The 13,409-nt window shown below is 51.3% G+C and carries 12 protein-coding genes; all 12 read left to right on the top strand.

Annotated features, from left to right (window positions below; genetic code table 11):
* From pssE to DWZ61_RS09640, 12 genes are read left to right on the top strand one after another with little or no spacing between them, the layout of a single operon-like run.
* Entirely contained in the window at positions 1-516 is a 516-nt protein-coding gene (gene pssE / locus DWZ61_RS09695) for a PssE/Cps14G family polysaccharide biosynthesis glycosyltransferase (protein WP_117465594.1), read from the top strand.
* On the top strand, positions 491-1,294 hold the full coding sequence (locus tag DWZ61_RS09690) for a hypothetical protein (RefSeq protein WP_022312366.1): 804 nt from the start codon (positions 491-493) through the stop codon (positions 1,292-1,294). The genes pssE and DWZ61_RS09690 overlap by 26 nt, the downstream gene beginning before the upstream one ends.
* Positions 1,276-2,214 (top strand): glycosyltransferase, encoded by a 939-nt coding sequence (locus tag DWZ61_RS09685; protein WP_117465593.1) that lies wholly within the window; start codon positions 1,276-1,278, stop codon positions 2,212-2,214. Before DWZ61_RS09690 ends, DWZ61_RS09685 begins: the two co-directional genes overlap by 19 nt.
* A gap of 3 nt (positions 2,215-2,217) precedes the next feature.
* Positions 2,218-3,174: a glycosyltransferase gene (locus DWZ61_RS09680; protein ID WP_022312368.1), complete on the top strand. Its 957-nt coding sequence runs from the start codon at positions 2,218-2,220 to the stop codon at positions 3,172-3,174.
* 4 nt (positions 3,175-3,178) lie between these two features.
* On the top strand, positions 3,179-4,573 hold the full coding sequence (locus tag DWZ61_RS09675) for an O-antigen ligase family protein (RefSeq protein WP_118538253.1): 1,395 nt from the start codon (positions 3,179-3,181) through the stop codon (positions 4,571-4,573).
* 32 nt (positions 4,574-4,605) lie between these two features.
* Positions 4,606-5,772 carry a hypothetical protein gene (locus tag DWZ61_RS09670; protein WP_118503869.1) on the top strand — a complete coding sequence of 389 codons (1,167 nt, stop codon included), beginning with the start codon at positions 4,606-4,608 and terminating at the stop codon, positions 5,770-5,772.
* A gap of 2 nt (positions 5,773-5,774) precedes the next feature.
* A complete protein-coding gene (locus DWZ61_RS09665; RefSeq protein ID WP_182427043.1) occupies positions 5,775-6,950 on the top strand; it encodes a glycosyltransferase family 4 protein in 1,176 nt (391 codons plus the stop codon).
* Entirely contained in the window at positions 6,910-7,905 is a 996-nt protein-coding gene (locus tag DWZ61_RS09660; protein ID WP_022312372.1) for a glycosyltransferase, read from the top strand. The genes DWZ61_RS09665 and DWZ61_RS09660 overlap by 41 nt, the downstream gene beginning before the upstream one ends.
* A gap of 20 nt (positions 7,906-7,925) precedes the next feature.
* Positions 7,926-8,771 (top strand): polysaccharide pyruvyl transferase family protein, encoded by an 846-nt coding sequence (locus DWZ61_RS09655; protein WP_147354711.1) that lies wholly within the window; start codon positions 7,926-7,928, stop codon positions 8,769-8,771.
* Positions 8,768-10,444: an oligosaccharide flippase family protein gene (locus tag DWZ61_RS09650; protein WP_117465586.1), complete on the top strand. Its 1,677-nt coding sequence runs from the start codon at positions 8,768-8,770 to the stop codon at positions 10,442-10,444. Before DWZ61_RS09655 ends, DWZ61_RS09650 begins: the two co-directional genes overlap by 4 nt.
* Positions 10,374-11,603 carry a nucleotide sugar dehydrogenase gene (locus DWZ61_RS09645; protein ID WP_117465585.1) on the top strand — a complete coding sequence of 410 codons (1,230 nt, stop codon included), beginning with the start codon at positions 10,374-10,376 and terminating at the stop codon, positions 11,601-11,603. The genes DWZ61_RS09650 and DWZ61_RS09645 overlap by 71 nt, the downstream gene beginning before the upstream one ends.
* Before the next feature lie 12 nt (positions 11,604-11,615).
* Entirely contained in the window at positions 11,616-13,391 is a 1,776-nt protein-coding gene (locus DWZ61_RS09640) for a CotH kinase family protein (RefSeq protein ID WP_118538249.1), read from the top strand.
* The last annotated feature ends 18 nt before the right edge of the window (positions 13,392-13,409 follow it).

Here is a 13,409-nt window from a genome sequence, read left to right as displayed (position 1 = left end):
ATGATATTTGTAACGACCGGATCTCAGAAGTTCCAGTTCAATCGATTGTTACAAAGGATAGATCTGCTGATCGAGGAAGGCATGATAAGAGAGGAGGTGTTTGCCCAGATCGGAGTCAGCGATTATCAGCCAAAGCATTATGAATACTGCAGGTTTCTGGACAGAGAAGGCTTCACCGGGAAGCTGCGGGAATGCCAGATGGTCATTACCCATGGTGGAACCGGTGTGATCATCGGCGCCGTAAAACAAGGGAAAAAAGTGATCGCAGTGCCGAGACTTGCCAGCTACGGGGAGCATGTGGACGATCATCAGGTACAGCTGCTTCGGGAATTCGACGGAATGAACCTGATCTGTGCCTGTTATGACAGTGAGAAACTGGGGGATTGCATCCGGGATACCGGCAGCAGGGACTTTGCCGGATACCATTCCAATACCCGGAGGATCCTTAAGGATATTGAGAATTTTTTAATTGCGGAAGAGGGGGAAAACCATGGAAAACATTCAAAAATTTCGTAAAAAAGGGAAAAAACTGGGAGAGTATATGATGACGAAGCTGCGCCTTTTGCGGGATCAGAAAAAATATCGCTCCCGGGGAGTAACATTAAAATATATGCTGGACCGGGTGGATTCCCGGGATCTGATCATCGTTTTCAGCTCCTGCACCAGAAAAGGGATCCGGGCCAGATACAATTATGTCCGGACGTTAAAGGAAGTTCCCTGTAACAAGTTGTTTCTGTTGGATGATTTTGCGTCAGATCACAGAGGTTCCTTTTATCTGGGCAGCAATATGAAATTCGAGGAGGCGGTCGTTGTAAGGGAACTGATCGACCGGGTACGGGAGCAGACCGGAGCAAAACGCCTGATCTTCTGCGGTTCCAGCAAGGGCGGTTACACGGCACTGAATTTCGGACTGGACTATCCCGGAAGCTATATGGTGGTGGGTGGTCCCCAGTATTTTCTGGGACAAAGCCTGCTGGACACCGGGAATATTGAGGCGTTGAAGCATATTGCCGGACAGGTCTGTAAGGAAAAGGTCGAATTCCTCAATGAGTATCTTCCGAAAAAGGTGGCAGCCAACCGTTATGCGCCCTCCCAGAGGATCTATCTGCATTATTCCGACAGCGAACACACCTATGAGGAACATATCCGCTATCTGCGCCGGGATCTGGCGAAAAAGGGATACCGCTGCAGCGAGGACGTGGCACATTACAAGGAACACGGGGAGATCAGTCTGTATTTTCCGGAATTTTTATTACATAGTGTGGAGGAAATCTTATGCCGGCAGTCAGCGTGATCGTTCCGGTATACAATACGGAAAAATATCTGGAGGAATGCATTCGTTCCCTGACAGAGCAGACGTTGTCTTCACTGGAACTGATCTTCGTGGATGACGGTTCCACGGATGCTTCTCCCAAGATTCTGGAAAGATATCGTGCCAGGGATCCCGAACACATCCGGGTCATCACCCAGAAGAACGCAGGGCAGGGAAAGGCAAGAAATGTAGGACTTGCGGCTGCCACGGGAGAATATGTGGGATTCGTGGATTCGGATGATTATGTGGACAGGCGTATGTACGCGGCCATGTACACCAGGGCCGGTTCCGAAGAACTGGATCTGGTGGAATGTGATTTTCATTATCTGGAGGAAGACGGCAGAGAGAAGCGCTCTTACGGTTCGGCGGCTCCCTGGAACAAGCTGATCCGCAGGAGACTGCTTACGGACAACGATATATGGTTCCCGGAGGGGTATATCTATGAGGACACCTCTTTCTACCTGAAGTTACGTCCCTTTGTGAAAAAACAGGCGAAAATGCTGGGAGTCTATGTCTATCACCGGGACAGAGGGGATTCTACCATGAATGACAATAAAAGCAGACGGGTGGGAAATATTTTTCCGGTATTGCAGGATGCCTGTCGGTTTTACCGGGAAAAAGAACTGATGGATACTTATGGGAAAGAACTGGAATATTTCTGTATGAGGATCCTGTTGTGCAGTTCCATGGGGCGGATCTCCAGAGTGCGGGACCGGAAGCTGCGGAAATCTCTGCGGGAAGAGACTTTTGTGTTCCTTCGGGAAAATTTTCCGGAGTATCGGAAGAACCCTTATCTGGGCAATGGACTGAAAGGGCGTTATCTGCGGATCGCCACACCGGCATTGTGCGGGATCTGTGGGGGAACCATCGGCAGATGCAGGCCGGGAGGGTTACCGGGATAGAAAATGGCGGACAGAGAAAAGGGGAAAAATATGCGGATATCGGTAGCAATGGCCACTTATAACGGGGCCAGATTTATCACAGAACAGCTGGATTCCATCCGGCTTCAGAGCCTTCCGGTGGATCAGGTGATCCTGCGGGATGACGGTTCCTCGGATCAGACGCTGGAGATCGTACGGGAATATCTGGAGACTTACGAGTTGGCACCGGCATGGAGGATCACACAGAACGGAAAACGACTGGGGTATGCGGAGAATTTCCGGGCAGCGGTGGAAGAGACGGACGGTGATTATGTCTTTTTCTGCGATCAGGACGATATCTGGGAACCGGACCGGGTGGAAGATATGGTGAGCGAGATGGAAAAACGGAGAGAGATACTGGTGCTGGGATCGGAATTCGTACCGTTTACAGTGGATCCCGATGCTCCTTCTGTCAGCCGGAGCGTATTGAAAAGCTTCCGGGGGGACGGAAGCATGGAGCATGTTGCATGGAGTCCGGCCCATATTTTCATCGGCAGTGAGGGCTGTACCATGTGTCTGCGCAGAGAGTTCCTGGAAGAGACGAAGAAGTACTGGTATCCCGGGTGGGCGCATGATGAATATGCCTGGAAGTTGTCCCTGTGCATGGACGGCTGTTACATTCTGCACAGTGTTACGTTACGGCGGCGAATGCACTCGGGTAATGTATCCAAACGCAAGATGCGGGATCTGGACAGACGGATCGCTTTTTTCAGGGAATTGCAGAAGAGTCATGAAACCACTCTGCGGTTCGCCGAGGACTTTGGAATGCCGGAGGAAGCGAAGGAACTGTTAAGACGCAATATCCGGGCCACCACCCTTCGGATCGAGCTGATGGAACAGCGAAAATTGTGGAATATTGTGCCGCTTTTATGGAAATACCGGGATTGTTATCACAGCAAAAAATCTCTGCCGGTGGAATTTGCCATGGCAGTCAGAGGATGAGGCAATGAGCAGATATCTGGTGGAAAAAACGAAGACAACGGGGCAGGGCTGGCAGAGCAGCAACCGCTATTTTGAAAATTGTGGGGAGCGGAGTCTTGGACAGTTTTTGTCGGTTTCTTTTCTTGTGGCCTATTATATTTTACCACAGTATTTCGGAATCCGGCTGCCGGGCTTTGATCTGACGGCACAGCGAATGCTCATAACGATTCTGTGTCTCTTTCTGTTGAGCAAAGAATCCAGGAAAAAGATGTTCTGGGAAGGGGTGAGAAGCTGCAGATTGTGGCTTTTTATGGCAGGATATCTGGGAATCTGTTTCTATACGGCGGTACTGCGTTTTCACATAGGTACTTTTCTTTATCCGTTCATTGAATTATTGGGAGCTTTTCTGGTGATCTACGTACTGCGGGAGTATCTGGGAAGTGATGGATTTCTGGTGCTTTTCCGGCGGATGCTTTTGTTTCTGTGTGTGTTGGGACTCGTGGAGGCGGTCATGAGAAAGACACCCTTTGCCTATCTGGAGACCATCAGGGGACTTTATACCGGAGGCATGATCCGCTCCGGTGCCTACCGGATCATGGGACCGGCCAATCATTCTCTGGCGTATGGGCTGATCCTGATCTCCGGGTTACCATTATTGTGCATTGATGAGGAGAAACATTGCTTCACGCTGTTTCGGCATCTGCCTCTCCTGCTATTGGTGGTGGTTAATGTATTTCTTACGGGATCCCGCTCCACGCTGGCGGTCATGGGACTGGAGCTTTTGCTGTTGACCGTGCTGGCACCGGGAGAGCAGAGGAAGAAACTGTTATTTACCATAGTACCGGCCGGGCTTTTGATTCTGCTTCTTGCATTTTTATTCCCCAATTCTCCGCTGGGACATTATATTCTGTTGCAGCTTAGTACGGTGGTGGATGAGATGTTTGGAACCTCCTATGCCATCCGTTACGGGGTGGACAGCACCTCCCTTGCCAACAGCGCTTCCTACAGGGATGCCCTGCTGGATATTTTCACGGTGGACTGGCTGAACCCCTGGCTGGGGCAGGGCTCCGGATATCATTTCTCCTGGTATATTCCGGGAGGGGCCACGATCCACTCCATTGACAATTTCTATGTGGCCAATTATATCCGCTACGGGTATCCGGGACTGGTGGTCTACGGACTGTTGATCCTGCAGGCGGTGGGGGAGATGGTGCGATGCGGGATTCAAAAGAAGGACAGAACAATGTTAAGTCTGGCGCTTGCGGTCTGCGGGTACTTCTTAAATCTGTGGTGGATGGATACGCTGCAGACCATCAAGTATGCGTATCTTCCCATCGCACTGTTCCAGGTGATCTCCCGGGAAAAATGGGAAAATATGTCGGATTTGCAACACAAAGCGGTGCACAGATACATAAGGTAAATAGAGAGAAGAAACGAAAAAAGGAAACGAAAATGCGAAAAAGTTTTTGGCTGTTTGCAATAGTTCTGAGTATGAGTCTGGGGATACGGGCGCAGGCGGCACCCAGAGAGATCCCGGACCATTTCAATACCGGTGTGGATACAGATACAGAGCTGACGGAGATCCCGGAACCGGGGATTTACGGTGGAATCCAGTATAAGACCGGAGCCGGAGGACAGCTGGCACTGGATCTGGTCTACAGCAACAGACAGGCGGGGAATGAGATAGAGATCCGGAATATGGATTTTTCCCGGTATGCACTGTTGATGGTCAATGAGGGCAAAATTGTCGTGGAGACCACGGTGACTTTCCGGAACTGTAAATTCGATGCAGTCACTACCGGGCGGGAGGATGCCCGGATATCCTATGTGTTCGAAGACTGCACCCTGCGTAATTTTCAGGGAAGCAATGCCACGTTTACCCGGTGCCGTCTGGGTGGCAGCAGCGGAGATGCGTTGAATCCCTATCGCAATGTGACACTGAGAGATTGCTACATTGCGGATCTGGCACATCCGGACAGCGGGGATACAGTACATTCTGACGGGGTACAGATATTCGGATATCCTTCTCTTACGGCGGAGAATATTTCCTTCGACAACTGCAGATTCGAAGTACCGGCGATCCCCGGAGGGGGGAGCTATGTGAATGCCTGTCTCATGATTGCCCCGGAGAAGAGCGGTGCCAAAGGAATCTATTTCACAAACTGCATTCTCAACGGAGGCGGTTATGCCATCTACACACTGGTAAAAGACGGTTTTTCTCTGGAGAATGTGGTGCTGTGTAATATCTCGGTAGGGGATGCGGCCCGTTATGGAACCTTCTACCATCGCAATGTCACGGCGGGGGTCACCATGGAGAATATTTATACGACGGATACTTTGTATGTAGGCAGCAGATTCGTGGATGAAGAGGGCAGGATCCATTTCAGCGTGACCAACGATACGGCGCAGGAACGGAAGCTGATGATCGTGACGCCCAGACAGACCATAATACTGCCTGTTAAGGCGTGTCCGCCCTATGAGGACAGAACGGCGGATATGACCTTTGAGGATTTTCCCTTTGATATCGATGTGGTGGTGCCGGGGGCACAGTGGGCGGTATGCTATGACATCACGGACGGGTGCACACAGATCGCACTGTATGCGGAAAGGAAGAGATGATTATGACGGAAGTACTGTATATATGCCTGTGGTACAAAGATAAAAAGAGAACCTGGTCCGGAACGGCCTGGTCCCTGCGACAGGCCATGGAGTCTTATCTGCAGGTGCAGGATCTGGCACTTTCGGATCCTCTGTACCGCAAAATACTCCGGAGACTGCAGAGGAAGAAGGGACTGAACCCCGGGCCGGTCCTGCGGGACCGGCTGCGGCTGTCGGGGAGATATGCTGCGTGGAGACATCGGCACAGGACAGACGAAAAAATGCCTGTGTTTCAGTTTGGCGGCTGGCCGTCGGGAGCGCATTTGGCATCCTATCTCTATCAGGACCTTTCCATTTCCGCGATTCTGTGGCTGCAGAGGGAAGATCCGGTGGGCTATCGGTACTGCGAGTATGATCAGGTGCCGCAAAAGACGCTGGAACGCAGGGCGGCGAGACAATTGGAGCAATACCGGCAAAGTGAAGGGGTATTCACCATGAGCAGGTGGCTTTCGGAGTTCCTGATCCGGGAATGCGGGCTCCCCCGGGAAAAGGTCCATGCGGTGGGAGGCGGCATCAATGTGGATGCTGCAGGGATCCGCCCGGGATCAAAGGAGGGGCGGCGTATCCTGTTTGTGGGAAGGAATTTTGTGAGAAAAGGTGGTCCGTTGGTGGTACAGGCTTTCACAATCCTGCGGAAAAAATATCTGTGGTCAGCGGAGCTGTATCTGGCGGGGGCAAAGGAGTCGGACATCCGGGACGCTCTGCGGGAGAGGCAGATCAGGGTAGAAGAGGTGGACTGGCAGAAGATCCACCTGCTGGGAGATCTGGGGTCTGAAAAACTGACAGACTATTATAACCTGTGTGATGTCTTCTGTATGCCGTCTTATTTTGAAGCCTATGGACTGGTATTTGCAGAGGCACTTACTTATGGTCTGCCCTGTATCGGCAGAGATAAATTCGCTATGTCGGAGTTCATTGAGGACGGATGCACCGGCAGGCTTATTTCCGGGGAGGATGCGGAGGAACTGGCACTGGATCTGTGGGAAGTACTTCAGGATCCGAAATACCGGGAGGAAGTGGAACGGCGGAGGGAATGGTATCTGAGAGAGTATTCCTGGGACAAGGTGGCGCAGAGAATATGCAGTGTGATGGAGAAAAATGAGAGAGACAAAGATCAGTATCGTAGTGCCGGTGTATAACGCGGAAAAAGAATTACAGCGCTGTGTAGACAGTATTTTCCGGCAGAGCTTTTCCAACTGGGAACTGCTGCTTATCGATGACGGCAGCAGGGATAGCTCTTCGGCCTTGTGTGACAGGCTGGGGGCGCAGGACACAAGGGTCCGGGTCTGGCACAAGGAAAACGGCGGTGTCAGCAGTGCCAGAAATCTGGGGATCTGTAAGGCTGAAGGAGAGTATCTTTTTTTTACGGACAGTGATGATACCCTGTTCCCGGATACCCTGGCAACTTTATATCAAAAGGCAAAAGTATCCGGCGCGGATCTTTCGGTGTGCGGTTTTACATATCTGGTGGAACAGACGAAAGAATGTGTGGATAACCTTCCGGAAAAAGCTTTCTGCGGTGGAGGAAAAGAATATCTGGAGGAGCGGTTTTTATCGGACTTCCGGCGGGAATTTTTCAATCCGCCATGGAATAAGCTGATCCGCAGGGAATTGCTTCTGGAAAATGATATCCGCTTCGGAGAGGAATTTGCCATCTGTGAGGATATGGCTTTTTCCATGCAGGTGCTGGAAAAGAGCAAAGGGATCTGTGTGGTTCCGGAGTCGTTGTATTGTTATCACTATAAGGAAGCGGAGAATCTGGTGAACCGTTTTCATGAGAACTATTATGAGGCTTTATTGTATTTCCGGGACCGCACCTGGCAGTGCTTCCGAACGCTTCAGGCAAAGCAGGAACTGTATGCGGAGGTCAATGCCTGTTTCGTGGGGAAGAGTCTGATGTATCTGCATAAGATCTATAGAGATTCCGGCTATGAGGAAACCAGGAAATATGCGGAACTGAAACGGATCGGTGGTTCCCTGCCGCTGCAGAATGCCCTGCGGGAATACCGTGCCACGGGAAAGAGGCGCTTGCTGCGGGAGTTGCTCCTGCATAAGAGATTCCGGCTATTGGACAGTCTGTACCGGTGGCGGTAGGACAGGGGAAGGAGAGAGGATTGGAACTGACAAAACAGATCGGCGTATTGCGCAATCGAAAAACCTTGGACGGAAGAAAAGCAGACAGGAACAAAGTAAATCTGGAGTACTGGAATTTTAATGAGAATCTGGGGGATCTGCTGGCACCGGTGGTGACGCAGTGGATGTTGCACCGTCTGGGACTGGATCTGTCTAGAGAGGCGGCAAAGCCCTGCCATCTGATGACCATTGGTTCCGTGTTGGGACTGGGAGTTTTCGATGCGGTGATCTGGGGCAGCGGGGTCAATTCCTTCGCTCATGTGGGACGGGTGACTACACAAAAGGGATACCGGAAGCTGGATATCCGGGCAGTCAGAGGTCCGATCACCGCACAGGTGCTCCGGGAGAACGGATATACCTGTCCGCAGATCTACGGAGACCCGGCGATCCTGCTGCCTCTGATTTATCCCGGCAGACGACCGGAGAAAAAGAAAAAATATGTGGTGATCGACCATTACATGAAGCGGAAAACGACAGGAGATGACAGACTTTCCATACGAACCGGAGATTACCGGACCTTCCTCGACAAAATTCTGGAGGCGGAGGTGGTATACTCGTCTTCGTTACATGGGATCATTCTGGCGGAGAGCTATGGGGTCCCGTCGGTATTCCTTCGGCAGGGGATGGAGGAAGAGATGCTGAAATATTATGACTGGTACTTTGCCACCGGCAGATATGAGGTGCGCTCGGCAACATCCCTTGCGGAAGCAAAGGAAACAGAACCCATGAAATTGCCCGAACTGGAAGAACTGAGGGAGGGACTGCTACAGAGCTTTCCCTATGATCTGTGGATCGGCCAGAAAGCCGGAAGGAGAAAGTGTGAATGAAAAGGACCCGAAATGCCGTCAGAAATGTGATCTTCGGAGGACTCCTGAAGGGGTATCAGATTCTGGTTCCTTTTATCATGCGCACGCTGCTGATCCGGTATCTGGGAATGGAATATCTGGGGCTGAACAGTCTGTTTACTTCCATACTGCAGATCCTGAATCTGGCGGAGCTGGGAGTAGGGAGTGCACTGGGCTACAGTATGTATGCTCCCATCGCGGAAGGAAAGAAGGACGAGATCTGTGCTCTGTTGTCATTGTATCGCAGATATTACCGCCTGATCGGTCTGGGGATCTTTCTGGCCGGAATAGTGCTGCTGCCGTTTCTGCCATCGTTGGTGAAAACGGACAGTATTCCGCCGGATGTGGATTTGTATGTATTGTATCTGCTGCATCTGGGAGCCTGTGTCATCAGTTACTGGCTGTTTGCGTATAAAAACAGTCTGCTGGCAGCTCATCAGCGAAGTGACCTGGCAAATAAGGCGGATCTGGCGGTACGGACGCTGCAGTATCTTATACAGGCCGGGCTGCTGGTGGGCTTTCGGAATTATTACTGGTATCTGCTGGCGGCACTGGGAGCACAGATCCTGACGAATCTGTGTACCGCACTGGTGGCACAGAAAAATTATCCGGATTATGTCCCAAAGGGACAGGTGGAAGAGCAGACCAGGCAAAAAATCCGGGGCAAGATCAAGGACCTGTTTACCTCCCGGGTGGGGGTGGTCATTGTGAATTCCGCGGATACTCTGGTCATTTCGGCATTTTTGGGACTGACGGTGCTGGCAGTCTATCAGAATTATTATTACATCGTTACTTCCGTTATTGGTCTGGTAGGGGTGCTTTTCACCTCCACTCTAGCCGGGATCGGCAATAGTCTTCTGACCGAGAGCCGGGGGAAAAATTATGCGGACTTCTGTAAATTTACACTGTTGATCGCCTGGATCGCAGGACTTTGCACCTGCTGCCTGCTGTGTCTGTTGCAGCCCTTTATGAAACTGTGGATCGGAGAGGCAGGCATTTTGCCCGGACAGATCGTGATCTGTCTGTGTGTATATTATTTTATCTACGAGTTCAACCAGCTGTTCAATGCCTACAAGGATGCCGCCGGGATCTGGCACAGAGACCGGTTCCGGACACTGACAACGGCAGGAGTGAATCTGGTCCTGAATCTTCTGCTGGTGAAACCTATGGGGCTGTACGGAGTGATCCTGTCTACGGTAGTTGCTACGCTCATCGTAGGAATGCCGTGGCTGATACATAATCTGTTTACGACGTTGTTTGACGGAGAGGACCGGCAAAGCTATCTGGGGACACTGGTCTTCTATGGAAGCGTAACATTTTTAAACTGTATGCTGACCGACCGGGTATGCAGTCAGATACCGGTAGAAGGAATCCGGGAATTATTGGAGCGGGCACTGGTATGTCTGCTTGTGTCCAACGGCATTTTTCTGTTGTGTTACGGAGGCCGGAAGGATTTCCGGGCCCTGTTGGCAATGGGGAAGAGATTTCTGCCTGAAATACCTCATGATAAAGCGGCTTCGGGAAATGACCGATCCGCAGAGGAAACCACAAAGTTTGCAGATTACGGAAAGGTGGGAGCTTTCTATGAAGATTGCAGTAGCGGGAACCGGGTATGTGGGATTGTCCATGGCAGTTCTGCTGGCCCAGAATCATGAAGTAACGGCGGTGGATGTGATACCGGAGAAGGTAGAGTTGTTACAAAAAGGGAGATCACCTATCCGGGATAAAGAGATCAAAGAATATCTGTCAGGCGGCAGGCTGCATTTGCAGGCTACCCTGGACGGAGAGGTGGCTTACCGGGATGCGGAGCTTGTGATCGTCTCCACACCGACGAACTATGATCCCGGAATTCACTTTTTTGATACCGGTTCTGTGGAAACGGTGGTGGAGACAGTACGGAGGGTGAATCCTGACGCGGTGATCGTGATCAAGAGTACGGTGCCGGTGGGATATACAGTGTCTCTGATGGAAAAATATCACACGGACAGGATCCTGTTTTCTCCGGAATTTTTGCGGGAAGGGCATGCACTGTATGACAATCTGTATCCTTCCCGGATCATTGTGGGAGCAGACACAAAGTCCGTTGAAATGGCGGAGTATGCAAGACGGTTTGCAGAGCTTTTGCGTGAGGGTGCAAAAAAACAGGAGATCCCCATACGGATCATGGACCCTACGGAAGCGGAGGCGGTAAAACTGTTTGCCAATACCTATCTGGCGCTCCGGGTCAGTTTTTTTAACGAACTGGACACTTATGCGGAGATGCGGAACTTAAGCAGCCGCAGTATTATCGAGGGTGTCTGCCTGGATCCCCGGATCGGGATGCAGTACAATAATCCCTCTTTTGGCTACGGAGGATACTGTCTGCCGAAGGATACGAAGCAGCTACTGGCCAATTATGAGAACATTCCCCAGAATCTGATCCAGGCCATCGTGTCCGCCAACAGTACCCGCAAGGATCATATCGCGGACAGTATTCTGGAGAAGGCGGGATTTTATCAGGGAAGTCAGGGTAGAGGCGGTGTACCGGGGCAAAAGGTGGTCATAGGAATCTATCGGCTTATCATGAAGTCCGGCTCCGATAATTTCCGTCAGTCCAGTATCCAGGGCGTCATGAAACGGATCCGGGCCAAAGGGGCACAGATTTTGTTGTACGAGCCGGAACTTTCGGAGGATGATTTTTTCGGAAGCCCGGTCATACGGGATCTGGAAGCCTTTCAGCGGCAGTCGGATGTGATCGTGGCCAATCGTTATCACAGAGATCTGGAGAATGTCCGGGAGAAGGTATACACCAGAGATATTTATTACAGGGACTGAGTGAGGGAAGAAATGGATACAGAGAAAAAAACGGGGGAACGAATAGGAATCACGCTGGCACTGTTAGCATGTGTGGGATTTTCCGCTTTTCTGATCTGGCTGCAGCAAAGCCAAGAGAATGACAGACAGCAGCTGACACAACAGGTACAGGACAGCGGGCAGCGGGAAGAACAGACGGAAGGAAGCAGGCAGATCGAGATCCGGAGTCGTGTTACACGGAGCAAAACAGGGGATCAGCCGGTATTTTCCCTGCCGGGAGGGTTTTATCCGGAGGATATTACGGTAGAGATCGCTGCACCGGCGGGAAGCAGTATCTATTATACACTGGATGGCACGGTGCCGGATCCGGAGAACGGAATTCTCTATGAGGCACCGGTGGAGATAACGAATGTCTGCGGCAGTCCCAATGTCTACTCCGCCATTTCCACAGTGTCAGCCTACCAGGACTATGCGCCGTTTAATGACGTGGACAAAGCGGTGGTGTTACAGGCAGTGGCAGTAGATGCCGGAGGCAGGACAAGTAATGTCACCTGCGCCAGCTATTTTGTGGCTATGGAGGCCAGAGCAATGTACCGGGATCTGCCGGTGTTGTCGCTGACTGTGGATCCTGTGGAGCTGTTTGATTATTTTGGCGGCAATTATGTCACAGGTGTGGATTATGAGAATGCGCTGGCGGCGGATGACCTGCGGTTTGATTCTGCCAATTATTACCGGGGTGGAGAGATGAATGCCCATGTGGAATACTTCGAAGCGGACAGATATCTGACTTATGAGGGGGAGGTAATTTTAAGTTTGCGGAAGGACGGAAATCTGGATTACGGGCAGAAAAGTTTTCTTATGACGGGAGCGGATCCGGTGCCGGAGAGCAGTTGTGAGCTGTATGAGCTTTTCCGGGACGGCACGTTTCTTCTGTACGGGGGCGGCACGGATCATGTGGCCAAGAACAGACAGGTTTTAGAGGAACTGCTGTTAAAAGAAATCACGGATTTTACGCTGGAAGAGCGGAAGGGCTGTCTGGTGTTTGTGGACGGGGAGTTCTGGGGATTGTATCTGGTGGGCAGGGTAAATACGGCGGAAACCTTTGCCCGAAGAGCCGGCGGTTCCCCGGAAGAAATTCAGGTCATAGAGAACCGCTATCCCTCCCAGATCGCTCCGGAATACGGAGAACTGTACCGGCTGGTGACCGAGGGGAATACTTCCGGACACGGAACGTATCAGAAGATCCTGGAGCAGATGGATCTGGAAAGCTATCTGGATTATTACTGTGCCAATCTCTATTTCGGTAATTCGCAGTTTGACTCTTTTTCCACCACTTTGTGGCGACGGGCAGGAGAAGGAGAGACGGGAAAATGGCACTGGGAATTCTCGGATGCCACGGATACTCTGGGACGGAATAAGGTCAGTAATTACAGTGTGAATACTTATCTGTGTCCGGGGGTGGCAGAAGATCTGTTTTTACAGGGATTGCTGAAAAATAAGGACTTTCAGACAGCGTTCCGGCAGAGAATGCGGGAATACGTGGAAGAACTGACGAAGGAAAAGGCAGAAGAGTATCTGACACCGCTTCTGGAAACTTACCGGGTGGCAGTGACAGCCACGGCGGAGCGCTACGGCCTGCGACAGACAGAGGAAGGATATCTGGCTGACGGGGATACGATTCAGGAATATTTTGCCTCACGGGGAGAATATATTCTGCGATATACGGAAGAGCTTATAACGCTTGTGGATCAGACGGAGGCTCCTGACGGAGTACAGGAAACGGTCACGGAAAGCGTACCTGAAGAATAAAGGGAAAGGGGACTACGT

The organism is Clostridium sp. AF34-10BH (assembly GCF_003478095.1).
Classification (GTDB): Bacteria; Bacillota; Clostridia; order Lachnospirales; family Lachnospiraceae; genus Acetatifactor; species Acetatifactor acetigignens.
Note: the sequence above shows the minus strand (reverse complement) of the source record. Positions and strands in the feature narration are given on the sequence as shown.

Coding starts and splice junctions, on each gene's coding strand:
- pssE (WP_117465594.1), top strand. CDS start 1: ATGATATTTGTAACGACCGGATCTCAGAAGTTCCAGTTCAATCGATTG.
- DWZ61_RS09690 (WP_022312366.1), top strand. CDS start 491: ATGGAAAACATTCAAAAATTTCGTAAAAAAGGGAAAAAACTGGGAGAG.
- DWZ61_RS09685 (WP_117465593.1), top strand. CDS start 1,276: ATGCCGGCAGTCAGCGTGATCGTTCCGGTATACAATACGGAAAAATAT.
- DWZ61_RS09680 (WP_022312368.1), top strand. CDS start 2,218: ATGGCGGACAGAGAAAAGGGGAAAAATATGCGGATATCGGTAGCAATG.
- DWZ61_RS09675 (WP_118538253.1), top strand. CDS start 3,179: ATGAGCAGATATCTGGTGGAAAAAACGAAGACAACGGGGCAGGGCTGG.
- DWZ61_RS09670 (WP_118503869.1), top strand. CDS start 4,606: ATGCGAAAAAGTTTTTGGCTGTTTGCAATAGTTCTGAGTATGAGTCTG.
- DWZ61_RS09665 (WP_182427043.1), top strand. CDS start 5,775: ATGACGGAAGTACTGTATATATGCCTGTGGTACAAAGATAAAAAGAGA.
- DWZ61_RS09660 (WP_022312372.1), top strand. CDS start 6,910: ATGAGAGAGACAAAGATCAGTATCGTAGTGCCGGTGTATAACGCGGAA.
- DWZ61_RS09650 (WP_117465586.1), top strand. CDS start 8,768: ATGAAAAGGACCCGAAATGCCGTCAGAAATGTGATCTTCGGAGGACTC.
- DWZ61_RS09645 (WP_117465585.1), top strand. CDS start 10,374: ATGAAGATTGCAGTAGCGGGAACCGGGTATGTGGGATTGTCCATGGCA.
- DWZ61_RS09640 (WP_118538249.1), top strand. CDS start 11,616: ATGGATACAGAGAAAAAAACGGGGGAACGAATAGGAATCACGCTGGCA.